Below are 24,735 nucleotides of genomic sequence, written 5' to 3'. Positions count from 1 at the left end.
TAAGCACCGCTACGATTAACCCGCGTAGGGAAATGCCAGATGGTGGGCTAGCCTTCTGCTGACTGGTGAGAATCGTCATTGTCATGGTATTGAAGCAGAGCGGGAGGGACAGCCTGGGCCTGCTTTTCTGCAAACCTTGCGGCAACGGCCAAATCATGGCGCAAGTCGCGCTCAAATTCAGCGTTTCCCTCGTCAGACATGTTGGCCAGCCACTTCTTCATAGTCGCTTCGTCGGGTAATTGGTAACTCATCAAGGCTCATCTCCTAATATAATTGTCGAGTCCGTTAACTGTTTTTGATCGATGATTGAATAGATTGGCTTCGCCGTAATTGTAGCATGTGGCAACGTTTTTTGGACGTCACCTTGCATGAACAAAAACGGTTCTGGGGCTCTTGGGTAATAGCCAATTACCTTCACAACAGTGAATACTGGGATAAAGCGGGACGGGTTGCCAGCATTCCAGCGTGGTATCCAGCGGCGGAGGGTATTGATTAAGGCACCCTTGTGTGTTTCGTCTACGCCAAGAAATACGCGAGGGTGACTACTTTTGAACAATGCGATGAGGCTCAAAAATCGCCGAACAGAATTTGGCTCGGTCAAGTCCAATACTTGGTTCTCCCGAGTAAGCAGCCAACATTTCACAATTGAATACCGGTGCTTGTTCGTGCGCTTGGTGGATAGCCAGAATGATGCGTTACCCAAATTGTCCCAGAAATATAAGCCAGCGCCGGCCCAATCCCCTTCTTCGGTTGACGCTGGAACAACGTGCCCGGCAACCAACACCAATTTTTTTTCGTCCACTCGAAAAAGTGGAATACGAATTTCCATCTGCAGTGACCTCCATTTTCATTTTGGTTCCATAGTGAAATTACGCAACTTGGGGCTCAAAATACGCGTGCATTCGAAATAAAACGAAAATCTGACTTGCTGTATTGCCGGCCCAGCAACGGGGTGGCTGACTTTGCCACCACATCTGACAAGTCGTCTTTGCTTCTTGACGAAATCGCCACCGTTGTTTTTGCCCATCGATGAAAAGCCAACGCGGGCAACACTTTTCAGATGACGAAGTCGCCAAAACTTGTTCATCGGCGGTTTGCTCAAAAGCATGAATCTTTGACAATGGCCGCAAAACAGGCGACTATAGTAGAAGAAAAGAAAGCGCTTCACCTATGAACAGACCTTGTTCGCTGTTCAGTGTGCTGATCTGGTGCGGGCCTTTCTGAACTGGCACGCAGTCGTAATGGGGGAATGAATATGGCAAAAGAAAAAACGACAACGGTGGCTGCGCCGCCGCGGCAGACGACCTTCCGCGAACGGTTCGACTATTGGCTGTACTTCTATGGCCAAAGCATGTCGTGGACCGCGCTCAACGGCTTCTTGGCGACCTACTTGATGATGATCGGCATCGACTTGACGAAAATTGCCACGGCGATGGTCTTCGTCAAGTTATGGGATTCGGTGAATGACACGATCTTCGGGATCATCTTCGATAAGGTCCACTTCAAGAGCGGCAATAAGAATCTGCCCTGGCTGCGCATCACGCTGATCGTCATTCCGCTGACCACGATGTTCATCTACTTAATTCCCGACAGTCTTAACCCGGCGGCGAAGCTGGTGTGGTTCATCGGCGGGTACTTGCTCTGGGACGCGAGCTACACCCTGAGCGATATTCCCATCTATAATATGACCACCGCCATGACCAGCAACACCACGGAACGTAACGGCATGCTCTCCATTGCCCGGGTCTACGCCATGGCCGGGGGCTTCCTCACTACGTTGATGGGGACATTCCTGGTCAGCGAGCGGGTCGGGTTCACCTTCACCCAGACCGTCGCCATTGTGGTCCTGATCGTCTTTCTCACCATGCTGCCGGTATCGGTGCGGGGGAAGGAACGGATCAAGGTCAAGCAGACGGAAGAAAACTACACCTTCCGGCGCATGTTCCATTATCTGCGCAGCAACAAGTACTTATTCCTGTTCTACAGCGGCTATGTTATCTCCGGCGTCTTGATGACCAACGCCGCCATCGACCTGTTCGTGTCCTACTACCTCTTCGGCAGTGCCTTGTTCAGTACCTTGATGTCCATTCTCACGGCCCTGCCCATCGCGCTGCTCTCCGTGTTCATTAACCCGATCTTGAAGCGGGTGGACAAGTTCAAGCTGTTCTACTTCAGCAATGTGGCCTGGATCGTCGTTGGCGCAGCCGTCTATCTATTCGGTTACAAGTCTGTCCCGGTGTACATTACCTTGATGATCCTGCGGTCGATTCCTCAAGGCTTCATCTGGATGCTGAACCTGACGTTCACCCCTGATTGTGTCGAATACGGCCAATACAAGACCGGCATCGACGCCCGGGGCATTGCCTTCGCTTTCCAGTCCTTCGCGGCCAAGTTCACGTCTCTGTCCCAGCCAGTGGGCCTGTTCATCCTCAGCTTGTTCGGTTGGGTGACGATCAATGCCAGCAGCTTCGCCGAACTCCAGGCCAAACATATTACCCAGACGCCCCAAGCCCTCAACGGTTTGTGGATCACAGCCACACTGGTACCGGTCATCGGCACCATCCTCGCCCTGATTCCGTTCAGTTTCTACAAGCTGAATGATAAAGATGTCCAGATCATGGCCCGCTTCAACGCTGGGGAGATCACCCGGGAAGAAGCTGACCGCAGTTTGTCTCGCAAGTATTGATGTTAGTCACAGCCATTATTCTATTCTTGGGAGGGAATTAACATGGCGGACAATAAACACCCTGCACCGGCGCCGGTGGCAGCCCCGCCGAAGCAGACGACGTTCAAAGAACGGCTCGCATACTGGTTGTATTTCTATGGTCAAAGCATGTCCTGGCAAGCCCTGAATGCCTTCTTGGCCACGTACCTGATGATGGTCGGCATCGATATCACCAAGATCGCCACCGCGATGGTCTTCGTTAAGTTATGGGATTCCATCAACGATACGATCTTCGGGGTGATCTTCGACAAGGTCCACTTCAAGAGCGGCAACAAGAATATCCCTTGGCTGCGCATGACGGTCATTTTGATTCCGCTCATGACCATCTTTGTTTACTTGATACCCGACAGCCTCAACCCCACGGCGAAGCTCGCCTGGTTCATTGTTGGCTACCTGCTTTGGGATGCGAGCTACACGTTGAGCGACATCCCCCTGTACAATATGTCCACAGCGATGACCACGAACACCGAGGAGCGTAGCGGCATGCTGTCCATCGCCCGCGTCTGGGCCATGGCCGGCGGCCTGCTGGTCACCCTGATGGGCTCGTTCCTGGTCAGTGAACGCATCGGTATGAGCTTCACCAAGACCGTCGCCATCATTGCCTTCCTGGTCTTCTTGACCATGATTCCCCTGGGCTTCCGGGGCAAGGAACGAATCAAGATCAAGCCGGCGGAAGAAAAGTACACGTTCCGGCGCATGTTCAAGTACCTGGGCCACAACAAATACCTCTTCCTGTATTACGGGGCTTACGTCATCTCGGGTCTGACCGGGACAGGCGCCGCCCTGGGCTTGTTTGTTTCCTACTACCTCTTCGGCAGCGCGCTGTTCACCACCTTGCTGTCGATCCTGACAGCCATTCCCATCGCCATCGAGTCCCTCTTCATCAACCGGATTCTGAAGCACGTCGACAAGTTCCGCTTCTACTTCTGGTGCGAAGTGGCCTCTGTCAGCGTGGGGCTGATCATCTACCTCGTTGGCTACCGCAACGTCGTGCTGTATATCGCCCTCGTTGTCTTGCAGGCTCTGCCCCTGGGCTTCCTGATGATGCTCAACCTGACATTCACCCCGGACCTCGTGGAATACGGCCGCTACAAGACGGGCATTGACGCTCGCGGGATTGCCTTCGCCTTCCAGTCCTTCGCGGCGAAGTTCATCTCCCTGGCCCAGCCCATCGGCCTGTTCATCCTTGGCCTCTTCGGCTGGATCTCAGTAAATGCCAGCAGTTTCGCCGAACTGCAAGCCAAACACATCACCCAGAGCAGCATGGCCCTCAACGGCCTCTGGATCACGTCCGCACTGATCCCTGTCATCGGCGGGGCGATCAGCCTGATACCGCTGCTGTTCTATAAGTTGAACGACAAGGACGTTCAGGTGATGGCCCGCTTCAACAATGGGGAGATTACCCGGGAAGAGGCAGAGAAGAGTTTGTCGCGGAAGTACTGATTAATCTTTGGTCAAGAAAGATAAGGCCCTCACATATCTGGCACGAGCAGATATGTGAGGGCCTTTTTATGGATGCAAGTAATTTGGATGTGATATATCAGTTGCAAGAAATAGTGTGGTTTGCAAGTAATATAAGTGTTGTTTCTTTTACTACGGACAACAAAAATAATGTTTTATACCAAGTATACCCCTTACAAAGGCTCAAACAGAAAGCATTAATGTTAACCCTGGCCAAAAAATGTTGGAAAAATATCAAAAACACTATTGCAATCGGTTCCAATAGGGCATATTCTAAAGATGCACATGTGTGAGAGAGATATTTGACGGAATAGGAGAACTTCAGTCATGGCAACTTGTGATCAGTACATCAACCCGTTGATCGTACAGCGGGCGGATCCGTTCATTTATAAGCATACGGACGGCTTTTATTACTTCACCGCCTCCGTACCGTCTTATGACCGAATCGAGATCCGGCGGGCCCGTACATTAGAAGGGCTTGCCCATGCTGCACCCCGAACAGTGTGGCGGAAGCACACCACAGGTCCCATGAGTCAGTTGATTTGGGCACCTGAATTACATTATGTGCACGGGAGCTGGTACATTTACTTTGCAGCAGCACCGAGTATCGGACCGGGACCAGACGGTCTGTTTCAACACCGCATGTACTGCCTGACCTGCGAGTCGCAAGACCCAATGGCCGGTGAAGAAGCGTGGGAGGAGCGGGGGCAAGTCAAGACTGCTTTGGATACTTTCAGCTTGGATGCAACAGTTTTTGAACGTGCTGAGCATCTGTACTATGTTTGGGCGCAGAAAGATCCAGCAATCAAAGGCAACTCGAACCTCTATATTGCGGAGATGAAGAATCCTTGGACGCTGGCAACACAGCCAGTACGGCTTACCAAACCAGAGTATGACTGGGAGACACGCGGCTTTTGGGTGAACGAAGGGCCAGCAGTCATTCAGCATGACGGTAGTATTTTTATCACATACTCAGCGAGTGCCACCGACGCCAATTATTGCATGGGAATGTTGAAGGCAGACGCAATGAGCGATTTACTCGCACCAGAAAGCTGGCAAAAGTGGGATCATCCAGTCTTTCAGAGCAATCTGGCCGAGAAGCAGTTTGGCCCTGGCCATAACTCATTCACTAAGGCCGAGGATGGTCAGACTGATATGCTCGTTTACCATTGCCGAGATTATACCGACATCAAAGGCGACCCGCTGTTTGACCCTAATCGCCACACCAAGATTCAACCATTTACGTGGGATGCAAATGGCAATCCGAATTTCGGCAAGCCGGTGCCGTACAACTATAACATCACGTCAATCGCGATGTAGCAATCATTCAGTCAACAAAAACACTTATGTGGAGGAGATATCATGTCAAAGTTTGTTCGTAAAGTGATGCTCGGGGCTATGGCCCTATTGTCCGTCGGTTTACTCGCTTCCTGTGGCAACAAGTCCACCGGGGCAGCCAACGGCAAGCATCAACTGACCTTTATGTTCCGAGGCGGGGATGCCGAGAAGAAAGCATACGGTGAAGCAATTAAGGCATACGAGAAGACTCATAAAGACGTTACCGTCAAGATTATCATGACCAGCGCGGACAATTATGCCACCAAGTTGCAGGCGGCCATTTCTGGCAACAAGACGCCGGACGTGTTCTACGTGGAGCAGAACAACTTAATGGCTTATGCCGACAATGGTGTATTACGCGATATTACTAAGGACGTCAAAAAGTCCAAGGTCGACTTGAACAATATTTGGAAGTACGGGGTTGACAGTTATCGTTATGATGGCAAGCAAGTAGGGAAAGGCGATCTCTATGCCCTACCAAAGGATGTCGGCCCGTTTGCCCTGGGGTATAACAAGACCATGTTCGAGAAGAACAACATTCCGTTACCAGATAAAGATAAAGCCTACACTTGGGAAGAGTTCGTCAAGGTTGCTCAGAAGTTGACGAAGGACACTAATGGTGATGGCAAGATTGACCAATATGGCACAGGCTTTAACGTCGTTTGGTCACTGCCTGCGCTAGCCTGGAGCAATGGCGCGGATTGGATCAATAAGGACAAGACCAAGGTAACGATTAACACACCGAAGTTTGCCCATGCCCTGCAAGAATTTGCAGATTTGCAGAATAAGTATCACACGACGCCGTCTGTTAAGGAATCTCAGTCTCTGGACACATATCAGCGTTGGATGAAAGGTCAACTCGCCTTCTTCCCCGTTGGCCCGTGGGATCTGCCGACTTACAGCAAACTGAGTTTTGACTATGACTTGATTCCCTGGCCGACAATGAGTACGGGCAAGTCTGCTGCGTATGTTGGCTCGCTTGGTATCGGTGTTTCAAAGAAGACTAAGTATGGCGAAGATGCTGCCGACTTGGCTATCTACCTTTCAACTAACCGTAAAGCACAGCAAATTCTGGTGAACAATATGATTCAAATCCCCACGTTGAAGGATATGGCGAATAAGTGGGCTAATGAAAAGAATCATGGTAAACCGCAGAACCGTCAAGAGTTCTTAGACATCGTTGAGAAGTATGGCCGCGGCTTGCCTGGCGCAACAACTTACAATTCCGAATGGTACGACATGTTTTACACTGACATTCAACCCGTCTTGGACGGCAAGAAGACAGCAGCTCAATTTGTGAAGGACGAGCAGCCGAAGATGCAGTCGAAGCTGGATGCGGCTAACCAGCAGAAGAAGACTGCTGAAGCCACTGCGGGTAAGTAAGCTCGATTATCGAGAAAAGGGATGTGCGTACACATCCTTTTTCTTTGAAAGGAGAATTCACCCTTATGGAATCAACTGTTAAAGACAAGGCACCCACGGATGGGCGCCGCAAGGGACGGGTGCGTGACTCGTCTCTTTACAAAAAAGAGCATCGTGTCGCGTTCTTAATGATTCTGCCGCCAGTCATTGGCTTCCTGATCTTTACCTTGTTCCCGGCTGCATATGCCGTGTTTGCGTCATTCACCGATTGGAACGGTATTGGGCAGATGAACTGGGTAGGGTTACGCAACTTCCAAGTTATGCTGACGGATAACTATTTTTGGACTTCGCTATGGAATACCTTCTTCATGATGATTGGGATTCCCATCGGCTTGATTCTCTCCTTCATTTTGGCCTCAGCCTTATCGCGTGGCTTGAAGGGGACGACATTTTTCCGAACCATCTATTACATTCCCGTTATTTCCTCCCTCGCAGCTATCGCCATTATGTGGCAGTGGGCATATAACGGCGACTATGGGTTGGTCAACCAAGTCCTGGCATTAGTCGGGATCAAAGGGCCAAACTGGTTGCAAAACGTGCATACTGTAAAGCCCGCCATCGTGGCCATGACTGTGTGGAAAGGACTGGGTTACTCAATGCTGCTGTACTTAGCAGCCATTCAAAGTGTTCCGCAGACATTCTATGAAGCGGCAGAACTTGATGGTGCTAACTCGTGGCAGAAGTTCAAGAACATTACGTGGCCGATGTGCAAACCAGTCACTTTCTTCCTGGTTATTACCAACATCATCGGCGGGTCTCAGCTCTTCACTGAAGTTAACATTATGACACCGACTGGCGGTACTGAATTTAGTTCGGCAACCATTGTTTGGTATATCTGGCAGAAGGCATTCAAGAATTTCCAGATGGGTTATGCATCTGCCATGTCCATCGTGTTGGGCATTATCATCTTCATCGTCACAGCGCTGCAGTTCTACCAGAACCGGCGCTCGGATTACAAATTAGGATAGGAGGTTGAGTGACTGTGTTAGCCAAAAGTAGTACCCATAAATTGTCTCAGACGCAATCGCGCCGTATCGCAGATTTCTTCATTTACCTCATCCTGATTGCAGGCGGTATTTTGATGATTGGCCCGCTGCTGTGGATGATTTCCACATCACTGAAGGATAAAACCGGCGTTTTCCAACTGCCGCCACAGTGGATTCCTAATCCGATCCATTGGGATGCATACCAACGATTATTCCATTTGTCCCAACTCCAAACTGGGTTTATGAACACCATCATCGTTTCTTTAACGGTCACCGTTATTGGTTCCTTTACGTCATGTATGGCGGCTTTCTCGTTCGCCAAATTACGGATGCCACATAAGAACGCGATGTTCCTGCTACTCTTAGTGGGTCTGATGATTCCCTACCCGGCAGTCATGATCCCGCAATTCATGATGTTCTCAACAATCGGTTGGGTCGATTCATTGAAGCCTTTGATTATTCCTGGGTTATTCGGGAATATCACGATGATTTTCTTCCTACGCCAGTACTTACAAGGGATTCCGGACTCAGTTGTTGAATCGGCTAAGATTGACGGTGCCAGTTATTGGACGATTTTCACACGCATCATTTTCCCGTTGATGCGGCCCGCTGTCGCAGCACAGTTTATCTTGTGGTTCATGGGTGCTTGGAATGATTACCTTGGCCCGTTGATTTACCTGAACTCACCAGAAAAACAGACTCTGCAGGTTGTTATTGCTAACTTAAGTGCCACATACGCGACACAGACAGACTATCCGTTGATCATGGGCTTGTCATTTATCTCTATGCTGCCCATCCTGATTATCTTCCTGATTTTCCAACGGCAGATTATTGAGTCTGTGGCATTATCCGGAATGAAGAACTAGATATCATTGGCAGAAAGGAAGTTGGTATGATGTGGGCAACAAAAGTAATGGACGTCCTTGCGGCCATTGAACGGGTACTGCTCATTAGCATTCTCACGTTAGCTGGGACCTTGGCTGGCTTGATCGTCACGGGGGTATTGCCGGCTACGAAAGCTGCATTCGCGGTAATTCAGCAACAAGCAATGGATTCTGGGACGAGCTTGCGAACATTGGCTGGTGTTTTCTACACGACTTATCGACAGTCATGGAAGCCATTACTGCCCACATCACTGATCAGCGCAGTTGTGAGTATCCTACTGATTCTGGACTGGTATGCGGTCGTGGCCTTGCATCTGCCGCTCCTGATTCCCCTGGTTATCCTAACGCCTTACTATGCGATGGTCGTCATCAACCTCCTCCTCGTGGACGAGACGGACAGCGTATGGTTTCAACGTTTGAAACAAGCAATGGTCTTACCGTTTGCTTGCTTCACGCGTTATATCGGAGTGTTGGCCATCTTTGTCATTGCCTTCGTTCTCAGCTGGCAAGTCAGCATTATCCTTAACGTGGCGTTAATTGGTGCTTACTTGATGGGCTTGTACTATGCACTACCAGCCTCGTTAGTTGGCCGTCCTGCCATTGCGAGAAGGGAGGGGACGGCTTGATAGCCAAGAGTTTTCCTGATGAAATGGGTACTTGGGACGTCCATGATCCAACGATCGTTCATGATGCTGCTGGCTTTACCATGTTTTCAACAGATACACGAAGGGCTGACCAGAATCATGCCACTCGGGGTATTCAACGGCGTCATTCCAGTGATTTGGTGCGTTGGTCAGATGCAGGAACCGCCCTCAACGGGATTCCTGCAGACGCTGAAGAATGGAGCCATGCCGGTGGTTTATGGGCGCCGGAAGTGGTGCCGTATGCGGCTGGTTATCGGCTGTACTATGCGGCGTCAACGTTTGGCTCACAGCGCTCTGCAATTGGCCTGGCCACTTCCCCGTCTTTAAGTGATACATTTACACCGCAAGGTATCGTTCTGCGTACCGACGGCGTGACTGATCAGCGTAACGCGCTGGATCCAAACGTCGTGATTGACGGGAACAAGGAATGGCTGTGCTACGGTTCATTTTTCGCAGGAATATATTTAGTGGAACTGAACCCTGCCACCGGTTTTTTGAAAGATCCTGGAGATGTCGGTCATCGTATCGCTGCTCGCCCACGGGCGCTGAATAATGGGTCCATTGAAGGGCCATTTATTTACCACTCGCCCGTGACGGATGATTATTATCTCTTTGCGTCGTATGATTCCCTGAGCCATTCCTACAATATTCGGGTTGGCCGGGCCAAGACAATCACTGGACCCTATCTTGACTATCACGGGAATAGCATGATTGCCTTGGACCCTGAGAGGGCGAACTACAGTGGAACAAAGATTCTCGGGAGCAGGCATTTTGCAGGCGAGCATCAGCAGTTGTTGGCACCGGGGCACTGCTCAGTACTAGACCTAGGCACTACCCAGTATCTCGTCTACCACAATCGCCTGCAGCCTGGCGGTCGACCTTTCGGGATGGTCAGCCAGTTGCATTGGACCACTGAAGGATGGCCAGTCGTTAGCCCGAACCACGTTCATTCTGTTGCTTCCGGTCATCCAGTTCTCCCTAACGCAATTCCGGGCGACTGGGACGTCGTGACCTTCACTGACTCAACAGACGTGATTGAGAGCCAAAGCATCAGTGTTACCCCCGACATGGTCCAGACGTCTGGTTCTGAAGGCTGTGTTCTTGCAGGCGTGGGCAGTGGTGCAGTCTGGCAAGAATACGATTGGTCGGTTCAAAAAGAGCGGGTCGTTTTTAGCGGACTCACTTCGGAAGGCTGGGGTGTCTTGGCCAAGCGTCAGGTCTAAGACCATTGAAAAACGAGCAGGGGATGCGTCTGGCATCTGCCTGCTCGTTTCGTTTAACTAACTGTGGTACAACTTAAGCTCGATATCCTGGTCGTAATTACCAAATCCCTTACCAAAAATCGTACAACCACCTTGGTTTTTTGCATCTTCCTTGATGGCAAAACGGACTTTGAATGTAGGCTGGTATGGATCCAAATCGGCCAGTGTCACGTCCGAAAACGGCTGAGCATCCAAGAAACTGCCGTCGTGATTGATGCGCACGGTCTTCATGATGCCATATTGGTTCACGTTGTCTGGCACCCACGCAGGTGTGTATTTCCCTCGAATGTCTGAGAAATCCCCGGGGCTCGTCCACGTGCCAATTTCCTTGTCATTAATCGAAAAAGTAATGTCGGACGGCCAGACGTTGTTGGAGAAGGGAAATTCAGAGCCTAATTCCATTGACAGATCCAGCATTTCCAACTTGTCGTTTTTCGTCAAGTAATTGGGAAACTGATATTCAACGAACCCAGCCGTCCACCAAATCATACCCGCTTTGATGCGGTCAGGATCCATGAAATATCCGGGGGTATCGACTTTTCCAATAAAATCATCTTGGCCGGCCATGCCACAGGATGGCTCAACCTGGTAATTTGTAAAATGTCCCACGGGTAATTGCACGGTGTAGGAGTCGAAAGCAGGATAAATGATTTGTGGAAAACGGACGTTGATATTGTCCACTTTCAACCGGGAGATTTTGTTGTGACCGTCCCGTTCGAATTCAATTAAACCAGCGTCCGCAAGCTTCCCCAAGTGCATGAGGACGATCGTACTGCTGAGACCCAATTCTGATGCTAATTCTCGAACACTCATTTTTCGCTGTGACAGTTTTTGAATGATGTTGAGCCGTACCGGACTGGCCAGTGCCTTATAAACCGGCAAAGACCGGTCAGAAATATCAAGTTCCATCGTATTCTTCCTCCATTCAGAGATGCGATAAGCGTTTACATTAATATAAATACTAATCCGTAACCCTCAAAAAAGCAATAGAACAACGGAAAGGTGATACAAAATCGTGAAATTGAAAAAACGCCATTGGCTGTTTTTGCCATGTCTGGTCTTACTCCTGGCGGTCGCTGCCTTAGCAAGCTGCCGAAAGGAAACAGCAGTACCGGTGAAACAAAAATTGACTGCCCCTCGAGTGAACAACGCTGCCGTTCATGATCCATCAATTGTTCAGACCAACGGGCGATATTACATTATTGGGTCTCACATGCAGTTCGCTTCATCAACGAACCTCATCCAATGGAAACAACTTTCGACCAGCGTTAAAGACACCCATCTTTTCAAAAATGTTACTGGCGAATTGGGATCTGCAATGCACGATGCCGAGACGGATACGTTTTGGGCAGGGGATATTGAACAGCTGCAGGATGGTAAATTCTATATGTACTATTGCGCTTGTCAGGGGAGTTCCCCCACATCGGTACTCGGTGTAGCGGTCGCCGACAAAGTATCCGGTCCATATCAAGACCAGGGCGTGATTCTTCGCTCTGGGGGGGCCATTAAGGATGACGCAGATTACAATGCCACCGAAGATCCTAACGTCGTCGATCCCCATGTTTTCCACGACAAGAACGGACAGCTATGGATGGTCTATGGTTCATACTCTGGCGGGATCTTCATTTTGAAAATGGATGAAGCAACGGGTAAACCTTACCCTGGACAAGGATACGGCAAGCGACTTTTGGGTGGTAACCACGTTCGTATCGAAGGCGCCTACATGCTTTACAATAAGCAAACCAATTATTATTATCTCTTCCTATCATTCGGTGGTCTTGCTGCGGATGGGGGATACAATTTACGTGTGTTCCGGTCCCGTCAGCCGGATGGCGGTTTCGTTGATAGCCAGGGGCAAGCGGCAGAAGATATTCGTGGTAAAGTCGGAACGACCTTCGATGACGCGGCCATTCAAAACTATGGCGAGAAAATTATCGGTAACTTCACGTGGAAGCAAGATGGCAAGAATGTGGGATATGTTTCACCGGGGCATAACACTGCCTTCCAAGATAAAAAGACGGGAAAGTATTTCGTGATGTTCCATACCCGTTTCCCGGGCAGAGGTGAGTATTACGAAGACCGGGTCCATCAACTGTTCTTTACTAAGGACGGTTGGCCAGTCCTGAATCCTGCTCCTTACGATGGCGAGACCAAAACGGATTATTCTGGCGATCAACTCGTCGGAGACTACCAGGTAGTCGCGATGGATAAGCTGATTACAGAGGAACCCGCTCGATCTAAGACAACAACGCTTGCACGAGATGGTCAGGTGACTGGTCAAATAACGGGTAAGTGGACGAACCGGAAGGGCCAAGGGACTATGCGAATCAATAACAAGACGTACACAGGGATTTTTGTTTCCTCTTGGGATCCATATCAAAAAGCCCAAACCATGATGTTCTCGGGAATCAATCCTCAGGGCGAGCCACTCTTCATGCGGCGGCTAGTGCGACGTTAGGCCGGTTGAAAACTCAGAGGCCCTCTTGTGCCTAAGTGCCACTAGCAGTACAATTTCATCACTGCAAAAATTATGCGGTCAAAAAAGACGATGAAAATGCATGTAAGCGGTTGACTTGTCCGGTCAAATAATTTAAACTTTGCAGTGTGAATAAGAAATGCCAACAAAGAGTCGCGGGTTCGGATGCCGGCGATGGGGTGGGAAGGTTTGCGAAACCTTTCTCCCCGAGTCAGTGCCGCCTGCCATGAAGGAGATTGTTTACTGATGGAATTAACAGTGCCCAATTACAAGTTCTGGTTCATCGTCGGCAGCCAAGCGCTGTATGGTGAAGATGACCTGAAGTCGGTCCGTAAAGATACGGAAGTCATCATCAAGTCCTTGAACGACAGCGGCAAGCTGCCTTATCCGATTGAATTCAAGGAAGTAGCCATCGATGCCGAGACGATTACGTCTGCCATGAAGGAAGCCAACTATCGCGATGACGTGGCCGGTGTCATTACTTGGATGCACACCTTCTCCCCGGCGAAGAACTGGATCCGCGGCACGAAGCTGTTACAGAAGCCGCTGCTGCACCTGGCGACCCAGTTCCGCGAGGATATTCCTTGGGACACCATCGACATGGACTACATGAACTTGAACCAGTCCGCCCATGGCGACCGCGAGTACGGCTTCATCAATGCCCGCCTGCGCAAGCACAACAAGGTCGTGTACGGCTACTGGAAGAATCCTGAAGTTCAGCAAGAAATCGCTGACTGGATGGATGTTGCCGTTGGTTACAACGAGAGCTTCAACATCAAGATTGCCCGTTTCGGCGACAACATGCGCAACGTGGCCGTGACCGAAGGCGACAAGGTCGAGGCTCAGATCCAATTCGGCTGGACCGTTGACTACTGGCCAGTCGCTGAATTGGTGGAAGAAGTCAACAAAGTTTCTGACGCCGACATCGACAAGGAATACGCTGACTTAGAGAAGAAATACGACCTGGTGCCCAGCGCCGGCGACAACGACCCTGAATTCTTCAAGGAGCACGTCCGTTACCAGCTGCAAGAAAAGATTGGTATTGAACGTTTCCTGGACCAAAGGGGCTACACCGGCTTCACCACCAACTTCGAAGACTTGCACGGTTTGAAGCAGCTGCCGGGTCTGGCCGTTCAATTGCTGCAAATTGAGGGCTACGGCTTCGGTGCTGAAGGCGACTGGAAGTCCGCTGCCTTTGGTCGGTTGCTGAAGATCATTGCCCACAACAAGCAGACCGCCTTCATGGAAGACTACACGCTGGACCTGCGTCCGGGCCACAACGTCATCCTCGGTTCGCACATGCTGGAAGTTGACCCGACCCTGGCCAGCACCAAGCCGCGGGTTGAAGTTCACCCTCTGGGTATCGGCGACAAGGAAGATCCGGCACGGCTGGTGTTTGACGGTTCGCAAGGCGATGCCGTGGACGTCACGATTTCTGACTTCGGCGACGAGTACCGGATGATCATGTACGCTGTCGATGCCAAGAAGCCCGACGTACCGGCACCGCATCTGCCGGTTGCCCGTCAGCTCTGGGTACCCAAGGCTGGCCTTAAGGAAGGCGCAACGCAATGGATCCACGCTGGTGGCGGTCACCACACGATTTTGACGCTGACGCTGACCACGACTCAACTGGCCGACTTGGCGACGATGTTCAATCTGACTTATACTGACATCAAGTAAACATAGTCCGCGCTAGCGGAATGGCATGACGCAGCCGGCCGATGATTCATCCATCTGGGTGGACGTTGACCGGCTGTTTGTTGAAGAAATCGCCTTTCTGTCCGCAGCATATTTAAAGGAGCAAAAACAATGAGCACAGCATCCATCAAGCAAGAAATCCAAGCCGGCGAAACGGCGCTGGGGATCGAGCTGGGGTCCACCCGGATCAAGGCGGTCCTCATCGACAGTCACTTCGAGACCATCGCCAGCGGCAGCTTCAACTGGGAGAACAAGTTCGTCGACGGGATCTGGACGTATCCCTTGGAAGAAGTCTGGCAGGGTCTGCAGTCGGCCTACACTGAACTGACCAACACGATTCGCACCAAGTACGGCGTGTCGGTCAGCCAGATCGGGGCGATCGGCGTCAGCGCCATGATGCACGGCTACCTGGCCTTCGATAAGAACGACAAGCAGCTGGTGCCGTTCCGCACGTGGCGCAACAACATCACCGGGGAAGCGGCCGAGCAGCTGACGAAGCTGTTCAACTTCAACATTCCCCAGCGCTGGAGCATCGCCCACCTGTATCAGGCCATCCTGAACCAGGAGAAGCACGTTGATTCTCTGGCCTTCATGACCACACTGGCGGGCTACGTTACCTGGCGCTTGTGCGGGGAGAAAGTCATCGGGGTCGGTGATGCTTCCGGCATGTTCCCCATCGACGAGAAGACCCACGATTACAACGCCAAGATGATTACCCAGTTCGAGAGTTATACCGGCGTCCTGGGCCACAATATTAAGATCCGCAACCTCTTCCCCAAGGCCTTGCTGGCTGGAGAGAAAGCCGGCATGCTGACGGATGACGGCGCCAAGCTGCTGGATCCCACCGGCACGCTGCAAGAGGGCGCGCTCCTGGTACCGCCGGAAGGCGACGCCGGCACCGGCATGACGGCCACCAACGCGGTGCGCAAGCGGACCGGGAACATTTCTGCCGGGACCTCGGCCTTCGCCATGGTCGTTCTGGACAAGCCGCTGCATGAAGTGCACCGGGACATTGACCTGGTGACCACGCCGGACGGGGCGCCGGTGGCGATGGTGCACACCAATAACTGCACCTCCGACATCAACGCCTGGGTCGGCCTCTTCGCAGAATTCGCCAAGGCGACCGGTCAGAACCTGGCCCCGGACGCGCTGTACAAGGCGTTGTTCAACGAATCCACCCAGGGCGATCCAGACTGCGGCGGCGTGCTCAACTTCAGTAACGTCTCCGGAGAGAATATCACCAACATCCAAGAGGGCCGGCCGCTGTTCGTGCGCACCCCCAATTCCCACTTCACGCTGGCCAACTTCATCAAGGCCCAGCTCTATTCTGCCTTCGCCCCGTTGAAGATTGGGATGGATATTCTAACGAAGAAAGAGCACATCAACACGGACGCGATGATCGCCCAAGGCGGCATCTTCCGCACGCCGAAGATTGCTCAGCAAGTCCTCGCTGACGCATTGAACATTCCCATTACGGTGATGGCCAACGCTGGTGAAGGCGGGCCGTGGGGCATGGCCGTCTTGGCGCAGTATGCGCTGAACAATGACGCCCACGAGAATCTGGCGGATTACTTGGATAACCGGGTCTTCGTTCACCCGGAGAGCAGCACGCTGAACCCAGCGCCCGTTGCGGTCAAGGGCTACGACGACTACATCGCCGCCTACCAGAAGGCCCTGCCCGTCGCCGTCCAAGCTGGCCAGGACATCGCTGATTACCAGCCCGCGAAGAAGGTGACAGAATGACGGCAGCACAAGGCGGCTACTTGTTTGTCCACTTCACTGGCACTGAGGAACACGCCAGCGACGAACAGATCTACTTCGCCCTCAGCCCGGATGGCCTTCACTGGCACGATTTGCACCAGCAGCAGCCCATCCTGACTTCTGATGTCGGTGAGAAAGGCGTCCGCGATCCCTTCATCATTCGCCGGCGCGACGGCCGCTTCACGATCCTCGCCACGGATTTGTCCATTTACCACCGCGGCGGCTGGTCGCACACCAAAGCCACCACCGACGGCAGCAGCGACCTGATTCTGTGGGACTCCGACGACCTGATCCACTGGACTGCCGCCCGCAATATTCAAGTGGTTCCCGCCGGCACGGGGTGCGCCTGGGCGCCGGAGACTGTCTGGGACCCCCAGCGCGAAAGCTACTTCGTCTTCTGGTCCTCCCCGGTCACACCGGGCGGCCGGACGGTCATCCTGGGCAGCTATACGGATGACTTCATCCACTTCTCCACTGCCGACACCTTCATCGACCGCGGGCCGGACAAGGGCATCATCGACACGTCCGTTGTCCGCACCGGCGACCGCTTCGTCCGGGCCTCCCGGGACGATGGCCGGATCACGCTGGAGAAAGCGGAGAACCTGCACGACCACTGGCAGTATTTGACCAGCCTGCAGGACTTGGACCTGGGCATCCACGGCGACACGGTGGAAGGACCGGAATTCGCTCATCTCGAGGATGCTTGGTGCGTCTACGTCGATCAGTTCGCCGCCGGTAAGGGCTACCTGCCCCTGCTTACGAAGGACTTGACCAGCACAGACCCGGCCGATTGGTCCGTCGCCCCCGATTATGACTTCGGTCAGTTGAAGAAACGCCACGGCGCCGTGATGGCCGTGACGGCTGAGGAGTATGCACGGTTGGAAAAACTGTAATCGTGTGTTCTGCAGCCCGGCGGATGAGGGCTCAACCGAAATAGGAACGCGGCAATTTCCCATGGAAAACGATGGCCAAGTGCGAAAATCGACGTGATTTTCGCACTTGGCCATTTTTTCTTCCGTTTACGACGTGTTGGTGCTCAGTGTGACAAGAATGGCGGGGGTGTCCTCACCCCTTTGCGCAGTGGATGCCGGCACGTGGTGCAACAAATACGCCACAGAGCGTTTACAATTCTGACGAGAAAGTTTTTCTGCCGTGACCTACTTTGTCTGCTTGTGCCTATCACGGTGACTGTTTAAAGCGTGATTTACTGCTGCTGCCACAAGAAGTGCTAAAACGGCCCACAGTAAATAGAAGACCCAGTCATCCAGAAAGGGAAAAAAGTTACGAAACCATTCCGATACTGCTGCGAAAATGCAGACAATAATGATTTGGACAACGTCACTTCTGTGAAATTTCCCGTCGTTGCGTGTTCCTGGATTACTTTGCATAGATTTATTGATATCCGTAGCTATAGGAAGCATAGTAAACCGTTACGCCTTTTTTTCCGTGGACAACATGGCCCGTCATTTGCAGCCAGATCCCTCGGGAGGCGGTGAAGTATCCCCACGCGTCGGCCGCCAAAGTACTGAAACTTTTTACTGTGGTTGCGGTGAGAGAAATGCCCACACTGCCGCCGATGACAAATGCTGAAGAAATGGTCGTTGCTAACGCTGTAAAACGTTTCATCATATCGCTTCCTTTACTTTTCTTAACCGGTTTCACAATAACAAGAAAAAACTGATCGGTCAAACGGTAGATTTAAGCTTGGGAGTGTTATTTATCCATGGTGGAGAGCCAGTATTACGGATTTTAAACGGATTCCTAGTTCTCTCTTCGTTATTTATACGAATAATGTTCACAAACCGGCCGATATGTTCATAAAAAATACATATTTTACTTCGAATTATTTACGGTTTGAAATAAGCAAAACTAAGCATAGAAACCTAATTGTCAATATACGAGCACTAACGCGTTGAAAGCGGTGGAGAAGTCATCGGTGGAAGAAGCCGTGCCTACCAGGTTCCAGCCCATTTTGTCGGAACTTTGGTACGGTATGCAGGAAGACGCTTTGCCCCACTCCTTTTTTTAAAATTAACTGAAGCATATGTCCACAGATCTGGACAAATCCCACCAACACAACGGACAAAAATGGTGTTACACTGTGTTTTAGTAAAAATGTCGCGGAATTTAGTAAAGGGGTACCCTGACACATGAGTAAAGACGAAAAGATCATCCTCGACGCGAATGACTTTGCCCGGTCGCTGATTGCGGCCAACCCGATGAAGGACGGCGAAGACGAGAAGCATTATATTAAACGCCAGCTCCTGCTTTACCTCGAAGCCCGCCTCCTCATCCAAGACTTCAATGACTTGGAAGAGACCCGTTTCGACGTCGCGAAATCCGAGCAGCGCAACCAGATCCTCCAGAAGATCATCGAGCACCGCTACCTGTAATCGGCAAGAAAGGACGGCTACTTTGTGAAGCACTTAAAGGAATACACGGCCTACGCCTCCGGCGCCCTTGGCCACGATGCGTTTTATGCCACCCTCAGTACATATTTGACCCTGTTCGTGACCAGTCAACTGTTCACCACCAGCAACAATAGCTTCAACCAGCGCATGATTACCTCCGTCACGGTCCTGATTATGGGTATCCGCATTCTCGAAGTGTTCTGTGATCCCTTGATCGGCGGGGTAGTGGACAACACCAAGACCCGCTGGGGTAAGTTCAAGCCTTGGATCGTCGGCGGGGCCATCGTGAGCGCCTTGATGTTAGCGCTTATCTTCACCGACTTCGGCGGCTTGGCTTACAACGCGCCCACCGTTTACTTAATTCTCTTCGGTATTGCCTTCGTCATCCTGGATATCTTCTTTTCCTTCAATGACATCGCTTTCTGGTCTCTGCTGCCGGCACTGAGCACCAGCTCGAAGACCCGGTCGCTCTTTGGCACGGTGGGCCGCTTCGGCTCCACGATTGGTGCCCAGGGCGTGCCGATGATCATTTTCCCGGTCATCATCTTCTTCTCCCAGCTCTTCTCTGGCACCCACGGCAGCGCCAAGACCCAGAGCGGCTGGTTCGGGTTCGCCATCGTCATCGGCATTGTCGCGGTGGCCGGCGCCATCTTTACGGCTGTTTCCACGAAGGAGAAAGACAGCCTAATCCGGTCCGAGACTAAGAAGACCCATGTGAAGGACGTCTTCCGGGCCATCGGCGAGAATGACCAGCTGATGTGGCAGGGCCTTTCTTACTTCTTGTTCGCCTTGAGTTATGTCGTGACGAATTCCCTGCTGGCCTATTACTTCCAATATGTGTTGGGCCGGACGGACAAGTTCTTCATGATTGGGGTCATTACCACGGTCCTCGGCATCATCTCCGTCGTGCTGTTCCCGAGTATTGAGCTGCTGATCAAGCGCAAGGCCATCTATGTGGGCGGTATCTGCTTGATGCTCATCGGCTACACGATGTTCCTCGTCGCTGGGACCAACCTGATGCTGGTCTACATTGCGGTCGGTATCTTCTTCTTCCCGTACCCGATGATCTTCCTGGCGGCGCTGATGACGATTACCGACAGCGTGGAGTACGGGCAGTGGAAGAACGGCACCCGCAACGAGTCCGTCACCCTCTCCGTGCGGCCGCTGATCGACAAGCTGGCCGGCGCGCTGGCGAATGGTCTGGTGATCCTGGCCGCCGTCAATTCCGGCATGGTCGGCAACGCCAAGCCCAGCAGCATCGCGCCCGCCCAGCTGCTGAAGTTCAAGGGCTTCATGTTCTTCGCCCCGATGATTCTTCTAGTCGTTTCTGCCTTCATCTACCTGGCCAAGGTCAAGCTGACCGAGAAGAAGCACCAAGAGATCGTCAACGCCCTGCAAGCCAAGCTCAGTGCGGAGCAGCAAGGGAATTAATCAGTGAGAAAAGCACGGCTGCGGCTGTGCTTTTTTGCTGGCGTTAAGCGGGCCGGTTGTGCTACGGTGGGAACAACAAGAAAAGGCTGTCATTGGACAGCTGCTGACAGAAAGAAGGTTTTTCCATGTCTCACATTCCCACTATCACGCTCCGCGACGGGCTCGCGGTGCCGGCTGTCGGTTTCGGTACCGCGGGTATCCGCGGCGCCGCCGGTGTGCAGGCGATGACCAGCGCACTGGCCCAAGGCTACCGGTTGCTGGATACAGCCTATAATTACGAAAATGAAGGCACCGTTGGCCTAGCCGTGAAGCGCTCCGGACTGCCCCGGGCCGACGTCTTGGTGTCCTCGAAGCTGCCCGGCCGCTACCACGATCACGCCATCGCCACGATTCAAGAATCCTTGTACCGGGCGGGGCTCGATTACTTCGATATTTATCTCATCCATTGGCCCAATCCCCAGCGGGACCTGTACGTCGAAGCCTGGCAGGCCTTGATCGATGCCCAGCGCTTTGGGTTGGTCCGGAGCATCGGCGTCAGCAACTTTCTCCCAGAGCACTTGGACCGGTTGGAGAAAGAAACGGGCGTCTTGCCCGCCATCAACCAGATTGAACTGCACCCGCTGCACAGTCAGGCCGCTTTGCGCCAGTACGACGCAGAGCACGGCATCATCACCGAAGCATGGAGCCCGCTGGGCGGCCAGGGCGGCCGGACGAAACCGGTCCAGGCACTACCACTGATTCAGCAGTTGGCCGAGAAGTACCAGAAGAGCCCGGCGCAAGTGATTCTCCGCTGGGAGTACCAGTTGGGCGTCCTGCCGCTGCCACTGTCCCGGAACACAGGCCGGCAGGCGCAGAACCTGGCCATTTTTGACTTTGCCTTGACCGACGCTGAGGTAGCGGCGATAACGGCGCTGGACGACAACGAAGAACAGTTCGTGGACCCGCGGGAACACGAAGAACTATAAGAACGGGAGCAATAAAAAGAGGTCCCGCCGGTGATTTGACCGGCGGGGCCTCTTTGCATGGATTGATTAGCGGGTTTGTGCGGCGATTTTCTGCCCAAACTCGGTCTGGTCGAAGTGGTCGATGATGTCCTTGAGTTCGGGGCGGCGCAGGCTGGCGCCGAAGAGCGGGCTGCCGGGTTCGGTCATGATACCGTCCGCGAGGCGGTAGTGAACGACGGTGTCGAAGCCCATGCTGTCAACGAAGGAGGCAACGGTGTCCACCGCGTCGTGGTCGTTCCCGGTGACGAACAACGCCTTACGCTTGGGGTCGCCGGCGGAGCGAGCTTCCTCCTGGAGGTTGTGGTAACCCATGTGGTTGAACGTCTTCACCAGCGTGGCACCATGGAAGTAGGCCTGGACTTGTTCGCTGGAGGTGCTGCTGGGATCCAGGACTTCTTCCCGGATGCCGTCGGTTTCCCACCAGTAGTTCATCGCATCGATGACCAATTTGCCCTGGAGCAAGGCCGGAGCGATGTTCTTGTAACGGCTGAGGGGAATGGCCAGGATGACGATGTCGCTGTTAGCCACTACGTCCGCGTTCTCGGAGGCAATGGCCCCGGGGACCAGCGTCTTGATTGTGAGGGCGATTTTTTCAACAGAACCGGAGCCAGAAATCCGCACGGTGTAGCCCGCATCGAGGGCCAAGCCGGCGAGGACGATGCCGACTTTGCCGGCTCCGAGAATCCCGACATTTCTAATCTCTTGAATGTCCATTATTTCGCCACCGCCGTTTCTGCTAGAATCTCCTTGACCCGAGGGATGACTTGCGTGCCGTACAGCTCGATCATGTGCTCGCGCTGGGCAGCGGTCTGGTTGCCGGCGCCGTAGACGAGGTCAAATCGGCCCAGATCTAATTGGGCAATCGTCCGGGCAATACGTTGAGCGACGTGTTCCGGTGTGCCAACGTAGAAGGAACCCACCTTAGTCTCGCCGTCGAACTGTTCCCGGCTCATGGGCGCCCAGCCCCGGGTCAGACCGATGCGATCGAAGTTGGCCTTGATGTTCTTGAAGGCCACCTCGACCGCTTCGTCTTCGTCATCGGCAATGAACCCGTGAGAGTGGACAGCGATGGGATATTCCGGTCGGTGGAGCTGTTGGGCGGCGGCGTGGTACAAGTCGATGTAGGGCTTGAAGCGCATGGCCTGGCCGCCGATGATGGCGATGATCACCTTGTAGCCGACTTTGACAGAGCGAATGATGGACTCTGGGGAGCCGCCGATGCCGATGTAAGTCTCCAAGCGGCCGTGGTCGGTCTTGGGGTAGACGTCTTGGTCCTTCAATGACGCGCGGAACTTGCCGGACCAGGTGACGGGCTTTTCTCGCCGCAGCAAGTCGTAGAGGGCCAGTTTCTCATTGAATAGGTCGTCATAATCGGTCAGGTCGTAGCCGAATAAGGGGAAGGACTCCGTGAAGGAACCGCGGCCCAGCATGACTTGTGCGCGGCCGCTGGAGAGGGCATCCAAGGTGGCGAAGCGCTCATAGACCCGCACCGGATCGTCGGAACTGAGGACCGTGACGGCGATGGCCAGCTTGATCTGGTCGGTCACCGATGCTAGGGCACCGAGGACGGTCTCCGGGCTGGACACACTGTAGTCCGGGCGGTGGTGCTCGCCGACGCCGAACACGCTGACGCCCAATTCATCGGCCAACTGGCCTTCCTTCACGATCTGCCGGATGGACTGCGCCGCTGTCTGCAGGCTGCCGTCCTCGTTGGCCACAATGTCGCCGAACGTCTCCAAGCCGAATTCTAAATGATCGATATCTACCATCTTAGTGCCTCCTAGTCTCTTCTGCTTACTTTTAGTAAGTGGATGATGACATCATACCGTGTTTTGGGGCGGAAGGCAAGCGGGGAAGAAAGAAATGGGTGGACAGTTGATCTGTTATGTCGGCGATCATTTGTCGTTTGTTTTCACTTTTCCGGGAAGAAATGCGTCATGTACTCATAGCGGATAGAGAAACGTTCACGAGCGATTCTCAGATGGCACTCGTTGACCGATGGCTTCCACGCCGTATATACTGCACGTATACGAAGGGGGAGATGAATCAGATGACTGTGAAAATCAGAAAAGTCGGCAACTCAAATACGTTGACCGTTCCCAACACGATCACGCCTCAGGCAAAGGAATACGATGTCTTCCAGGGGCGGGACGGCATGATCATTTTCATGCCGAAGCACAAGAATCCATTCCTCGATGAGGCGTTCATTCGCACGCACGATTGGTCTCAAACTGAAGAGAGTGGAGGCACTTTAATTGGCGAGGAAATTCCCCTAAAATAGTGGCTACGTGCCAGCGCAGCAGGACGTCATCTGGATCGATTTTGACCCTGCTGTCGGGGTGGAAATTGAGAAACGCTGCCCAGCCGTGGTACTGAGCCACAGGGGCTACAGCCAACTGACCAATTTGGTCGTGGTGGCCCCTATTACCCATGCCAAAGATAATCAGTTGCAGGAAGATGGGTACTTTGTGCCAATAAAAGTAGGGAACGTCGACGGGTTTGCAAACCTGTTACAGTTTTTTACCTACGATTACCGCCGCCGGAACGCAGAGTACGTGGGGCTTTTGCCAACGCCGGAGTATTTTCGGATTCGGTCAATGGTGCTTGATATTCTGCGGTGACATTGCAACATGTTGACGACAGAAAAAGCCTGCTTGGCTGTGATGTGACGTAATCCAGCAAGCGACCGCCTCCGGCGGCTTGGTATGGCCAAGTTTTAGTTGAGGTGGTTTGATGGAATACATTTCCCGATTGTACGCCTTGAATATTCCCGACCCAACGGAACAAACCACGGGTGATTGGCATTGGGGTGCGCTGGACTGGCAACAGATTCCGTTACTGGAATCCGTCGGCAGTGTTTACGGTGACTACGGTATTCGGCGCAACGTCACCATTCCCCACGCGCTGGGCCGGTTTAACGTGGCCAACCATATTCGCGCACTGCTGGACATGCTGGTGACGAGTCAATTCGACCTGGCTGGGGGAATGCGGGACGACTTCATTTGTAATGACGCGTTGACCCCAGAAATATTCAAAAAGGTCTGGGAGTTGCGTGATTGGCCGAATTGGCCACAGATCGACCGCTTCATGGGCAGCGAATACTTTATGGCATGGGAGGATTTCAAAGATGGCTGAGCGAGCACCGCAACAGGCCAAACATAAGCAGTTGATCACCAATTTCTTGACTGACCGAAACCGGTGCAATCCGCCGGCACTTCAACAGAAGCTGGCT

Annotated in this window: 25 protein-coding genes; 19 read left to right on the top strand and 6 right to left on the bottom strand. The window is 52.8% G+C overall.

What is annotated here, in order from left to right; all coding sequences use genetic code 11:
• Positions 1 to 47: 47 nt before the first annotated feature.
• On the bottom strand, positions 48 to 251 hold the full coding sequence (locus L248_RS11540) for a hypothetical protein (protein WP_022530415.1): 204 nt from the start codon (positions 249 to 251) through the stop codon (positions 48 to 50).
• A complete protein-coding gene (locus L248_RS11535; protein WP_022530414.1) occupies positions 251 to 829 on the bottom strand; it encodes a hypothetical protein in 579 nt (192 codons plus the stop codon). Before L248_RS11535 ends, L248_RS11540 begins: the two co-directional genes overlap by 1 nt.
• 426 nt (positions 830 to 1,255) lie before the next feature.
• On the opposite strand from L248_RS11535, the gene L248_RS11530 reads away from it, so the two are divergent.
• From L248_RS11530 to L248_RS11495, 9 genes are all read left to right on the top strand, one after another.
• A complete protein-coding gene (locus L248_RS11530) occupies positions 1,256 to 2,686 on the top strand; it encodes an MFS transporter (RefSeq protein ID WP_040536558.1) in 1,431 nt (476 codons plus the stop codon).
• Between the two features lie 42 nt (positions 2,687 to 2,728).
• Positions 2,729 to 4,168, top strand: coding sequence for an MFS transporter (locus tag L248_RS11525; protein WP_022530412.1), 1,440 nt, complete (start codon positions 2,729 to 2,731; stop codon positions 4,166 to 4,168).
• 68 nt (positions 4,169 to 4,236) lie between these two features.
• Entirely contained in the window at positions 4,237 to 4,479 is a 243-nt protein-coding gene (locus tag L248_RS15925) for a hypothetical protein (protein ID WP_155828653.1), read from the top strand.
• 34 nt (positions 4,480 to 4,513) lie between these two features.
• Positions 4,514 to 5,506 carry a glycoside hydrolase family 43 protein gene (locus L248_RS11520; RefSeq protein WP_040536555.1) on the top strand — a complete coding sequence of 331 codons (993 nt, stop codon included), beginning with the start codon at positions 4,514 to 4,516 and terminating at the stop codon, positions 5,504 to 5,506.
• Between the two features lie 42 nt (positions 5,507 to 5,548).
• Complete coding sequence (locus L248_RS11515) at positions 5,549 to 6,907, top strand: ABC transporter substrate-binding protein (RefSeq protein WP_040536552.1); 1,359 nt, start codon at positions 5,549 to 5,551, stop codon at positions 6,905 to 6,907.
• 65 nt (positions 6,908 to 6,972) lie between these two features.
• A complete protein-coding gene (locus L248_RS11510; protein WP_081701310.1) occupies positions 6,973 to 7,914 on the top strand; it encodes a carbohydrate ABC transporter permease in 942 nt (313 codons plus the stop codon).
• A gap of 14 nt (positions 7,915 to 7,928) precedes the next feature.
• On the top strand, positions 7,929 to 8,798 hold the full coding sequence (locus L248_RS11505; RefSeq protein ID WP_022530408.1) for a carbohydrate ABC transporter permease: 870 nt from the start codon (positions 7,929 to 7,931) through the stop codon (positions 8,796 to 8,798).
• A 26-nt stretch (positions 8,799 to 8,824) separates the two neighbouring features.
• Positions 8,825 to 9,442, top strand: coding sequence for a DUF624 domain-containing protein (locus L248_RS11500; protein ID WP_022530407.1), 618 nt, complete (start codon positions 8,825 to 8,827; stop codon positions 9,440 to 9,442).
• Positions 9,439 to 10,683 carry an arabinan endo-1,5-alpha-L-arabinosidase gene (locus tag L248_RS11495; RefSeq protein ID WP_052000039.1) on the top strand — a complete coding sequence of 415 codons (1,245 nt, stop codon included), beginning with the start codon at positions 9,439 to 9,441 and terminating at the stop codon, positions 10,681 to 10,683. The genes L248_RS11500 and L248_RS11495 overlap by 4 nt, the downstream gene beginning before the upstream one ends.
• A gap of 57 nt (positions 10,684 to 10,740) precedes the next feature.
• Here L248_RS11495 and L248_RS11490 read toward each other — a convergent pair whose 3' ends face one another.
• Complete coding sequence (locus L248_RS11490; RefSeq protein WP_022530405.1) at positions 10,741 to 11,631, bottom strand: ArsR/SmtB family transcription factor; 891 nt, start codon at positions 11,629 to 11,631, stop codon at positions 10,741 to 10,743.
• Between the two features lie 106 nt (positions 11,632 to 11,737).
• Here L248_RS11490 and L248_RS11485 point away from each other — a divergent pair, with 106 nt between their 5' ends.
• The 4 genes from L248_RS11485 to L248_RS11470 all read left to right on the top strand — a co-directional run bounded on the left by L248_RS11485 (position 11,738) and on the right by L248_RS11470 (position 17,550).
• A complete protein-coding gene (locus tag L248_RS11485; protein ID WP_022530404.1) occupies positions 11,738 to 13,180 on the top strand; it encodes a glycoside hydrolase family 43 protein in 1,443 nt (480 codons plus the stop codon).
• 264 nt (positions 13,181 to 13,444) lie between these two features.
• Positions 13,445 to 14,878, top strand: coding sequence for an L-arabinose isomerase (gene araA / locus L248_RS11480; RefSeq protein WP_022530403.1), 1,434 nt, complete (start codon positions 13,445 to 13,447; stop codon positions 14,876 to 14,878).
• Positions 14,879 to 15,007: 129 nt separating this feature from the next.
• Positions 15,008 to 16,639: a xylulokinase gene (locus L248_RS11475; protein WP_022530401.1), complete on the top strand. Its 1,632-nt coding sequence runs from the start codon at positions 15,008 to 15,010 to the stop codon at positions 16,637 to 16,639.
• Positions 16,636 to 17,550 carry a glycoside hydrolase family 43 protein gene (locus tag L248_RS11470; protein WP_022530400.1) on the top strand — a complete coding sequence of 305 codons (915 nt, stop codon included), beginning with the start codon at positions 16,636 to 16,638 and terminating at the stop codon, positions 17,548 to 17,550. The genes L248_RS11475 and L248_RS11470 overlap by 4 nt, the downstream gene beginning before the upstream one ends.
• 499 nt (positions 17,551 to 18,049) lie before the next feature.
• On the opposite strand, the gene L248_RS11465 is transcribed toward L248_RS11470, so the two are convergent.
• The gene (locus tag L248_RS11465; protein ID WP_155828652.1) at positions 18,050 to 18,286 is read right to left on the bottom strand and encodes a hypothetical protein; all 237 of its coding nucleotides are present in this window, start codon (positions 18,284 to 18,286) and stop codon (positions 18,050 to 18,052) included.
• A gap of 521 nt (positions 18,287 to 18,807) precedes the next feature.
• Here L248_RS11465 and L248_RS11460 point away from each other — a divergent pair.
• The 3 genes from L248_RS11460 to L248_RS11450 all read left to right on the top strand — a co-directional run bounded on the left by L248_RS11460 (position 18,808) and on the right by L248_RS11450 (position 21,464).
• On the top strand, positions 18,808 to 19,050 hold the full coding sequence (locus L248_RS11460) for a hypothetical protein (RefSeq protein WP_022530398.1): 243 nt from the start codon (positions 18,808 to 18,810) through the stop codon (positions 19,048 to 19,050).
• Between the two features lie 24 nt (positions 19,051 to 19,074).
• The gene (locus L248_RS11455; RefSeq protein WP_022530397.1) at positions 19,075 to 20,499 is read left to right on the top strand and encodes a glycoside-pentoside-hexuronide (GPH):cation symporter; all 1,425 of its coding nucleotides are present in this window, start codon (positions 19,075 to 19,077) and stop codon (positions 20,497 to 20,499) included.
• A 125-nt stretch (positions 20,500 to 20,624) separates the two neighbouring features.
• Positions 20,625 to 21,464, top strand: coding sequence for an aldo/keto reductase (locus L248_RS11450; RefSeq protein WP_022530396.1), 840 nt, complete (start codon positions 20,625 to 20,627; stop codon positions 21,462 to 21,464).
• 66 nt (positions 21,465 to 21,530) lie between these two features.
• Here the strand turns inward: L248_RS11450 and L248_RS11445 are convergent, their stop codons facing one another.
• Both L248_RS11445 and L248_RS11440 read right to left on the bottom strand, forming a co-directional pair.
• Positions 21,531 to 22,217, bottom strand: coding sequence for an NADPH-dependent F420 reductase (locus L248_RS11445; protein WP_022530395.1), 687 nt, complete (start codon positions 22,215 to 22,217; stop codon positions 21,531 to 21,533).
• Complete coding sequence (locus L248_RS11440; RefSeq protein ID WP_022530394.1) at positions 22,217 to 23,272, bottom strand: LLM class flavin-dependent oxidoreductase; 1,056 nt, start codon at positions 23,270 to 23,272, stop codon at positions 22,217 to 22,219. The genes L248_RS11445 and L248_RS11440 overlap by 1 nt, the downstream gene beginning before the upstream one ends.
• Positions 23,273 to 23,553: 281 nt before the next feature.
• Between L248_RS11440 and mazE the strand changes: the two genes are divergently transcribed.
• The 3 genes from mazE (at position 23,554) to L248_RS11425 (ending at position 24,638) form a co-directional block, all read left to right on the top strand.
• Positions 23,554 to 23,784 carry a type II toxin-antitoxin system PemI/MazE family antitoxin gene (gene mazE, locus L248_RS11435; RefSeq protein ID WP_040536577.1) on the top strand — a complete coding sequence of 77 codons (231 nt, stop codon included), beginning with the start codon at positions 23,554 to 23,556 and terminating at the stop codon, positions 23,782 to 23,784.
• A 7-nt stretch (positions 23,785 to 23,791) separates the two neighbouring features.
• Positions 23,792 to 24,124: a type II toxin-antitoxin system PemK/MazF family toxin gene (locus L248_RS11430; protein WP_022530392.1), complete on the top strand. Its 333-nt coding sequence runs from the start codon at positions 23,792 to 23,794 to the stop codon at positions 24,122 to 24,124.
• Between the two features lie 112 nt (positions 24,125 to 24,236).
• Positions 24,237 to 24,638, top strand: coding sequence for a hypothetical protein (locus tag L248_RS11425; protein ID WP_022530391.1), 402 nt, complete (start codon positions 24,237 to 24,239; stop codon positions 24,636 to 24,638).
• Positions 24,639 to 24,735: the final 97 nt, after the last annotated feature.

The organism is Schleiferilactobacillus shenzhenensis LY-73 (assembly GCF_000469325.1).
In the GTDB taxonomy this organism is placed as follows: domain Bacteria; phylum Bacillota; class Bacilli; order Lactobacillales; family Lactobacillaceae; genus Schleiferilactobacillus; species Schleiferilactobacillus shenzhenensis.
This window is presented reverse-complemented; position numbering and strand designations above follow the sequence as displayed.

Excerpts from the sequence above, each read along its gene's own strand:
- L248_RS11540 (WP_022530415.1), bottom strand. The coding sequence starts at position 251 with ATGAGTTACCAATTACCCGACGAAGCGACTATGAAGAAGTGGCTGGCC.
- L248_RS11535 (WP_022530414.1), bottom strand. The coding sequence starts at position 829 with ATGGAAATTCGTATTCCACTTTTTCGAGTGGACGAAAAAAAATTGGTG.
- L248_RS11530 (WP_040536558.1), top strand. The coding sequence starts at position 1,256 with ATGGCAAAAGAAAAAACGACAACGGTGGCTGCGCCGCCGCGGCAGACG.
- L248_RS11525 (WP_022530412.1), top strand. The coding sequence starts at position 2,729 with ATGGCGGACAATAAACACCCTGCACCGGCGCCGGTGGCAGCCCCGCCG.
- L248_RS15925 (WP_155828653.1), top strand. The coding sequence starts at position 4,237 with ATGGATGCAAGTAATTTGGATGTGATATATCAGTTGCAAGAAATAGTG.
- L248_RS11520 (WP_040536555.1), top strand. The coding sequence starts at position 4,514 with ATGGCAACTTGTGATCAGTACATCAACCCGTTGATCGTACAGCGGGCG.
- L248_RS11515 (WP_040536552.1), top strand. The coding sequence starts at position 5,549 with ATGTCAAAGTTTGTTCGTAAAGTGATGCTCGGGGCTATGGCCCTATTG.
- L248_RS11510 (WP_081701310.1), top strand. The coding sequence starts at position 6,973 with ATGGAATCAACTGTTAAAGACAAGGCACCCACGGATGGGCGCCGCAAG.
- L248_RS11500 (WP_022530407.1), top strand. The coding sequence starts at position 8,825 with ATGATGTGGGCAACAAAAGTAATGGACGTCCTTGCGGCCATTGAACGG.
- L248_RS11490 (WP_022530405.1), bottom strand. The coding sequence starts at position 11,631 with ATGGAACTTGATATTTCTGACCGGTCTTTGCCGGTTTATAAGGCACTG.
- araA (WP_022530403.1), top strand. The coding sequence starts at position 13,445 with ATGGAATTAACAGTGCCCAATTACAAGTTCTGGTTCATCGTCGGCAGC.
- L248_RS11475 (WP_022530401.1), top strand. The coding sequence starts at position 15,008 with ATGAGCACAGCATCCATCAAGCAAGAAATCCAAGCCGGCGAAACGGCG.
- L248_RS11470 (WP_022530400.1), top strand. The coding sequence starts at position 16,636 with ATGACGGCAGCACAAGGCGGCTACTTGTTTGTCCACTTCACTGGCACT.
- L248_RS11465 (WP_155828652.1), bottom strand. The coding sequence starts at position 18,286 with ATGATGAAACGTTTTACAGCGTTAGCAACGACCATTTCTTCAGCATTT.
- L248_RS11460 (WP_022530398.1), top strand. The coding sequence starts at position 18,808 with ATGAGTAAAGACGAAAAGATCATCCTCGACGCGAATGACTTTGCCCGG.
- L248_RS11450 (WP_022530396.1), top strand. The coding sequence starts at position 20,625 with ATGTCTCACATTCCCACTATCACGCTCCGCGACGGGCTCGCGGTGCCG.
- L248_RS11445 (WP_022530395.1), bottom strand. The coding sequence starts at position 22,217 with ATGGACATTCAAGAGATTAGAAATGTCGGGATTCTCGGAGCCGGCAAA.
- L248_RS11440 (WP_022530394.1), bottom strand. The coding sequence starts at position 23,272 with ATGGTAGATATCGATCATTTAGAATTCGGCTTGGAGACGTTCGGCGAC.
- mazE (WP_040536577.1), top strand. The coding sequence starts at position 23,554 with ATGACTGTGAAAATCAGAAAAGTCGGCAACTCAAATACGTTGACCGTT.
- L248_RS11425 (WP_022530391.1), top strand. The coding sequence starts at position 24,237 with ATGGAATACATTTCCCGATTGTACGCCTTGAATATTCCCGACCCAACG.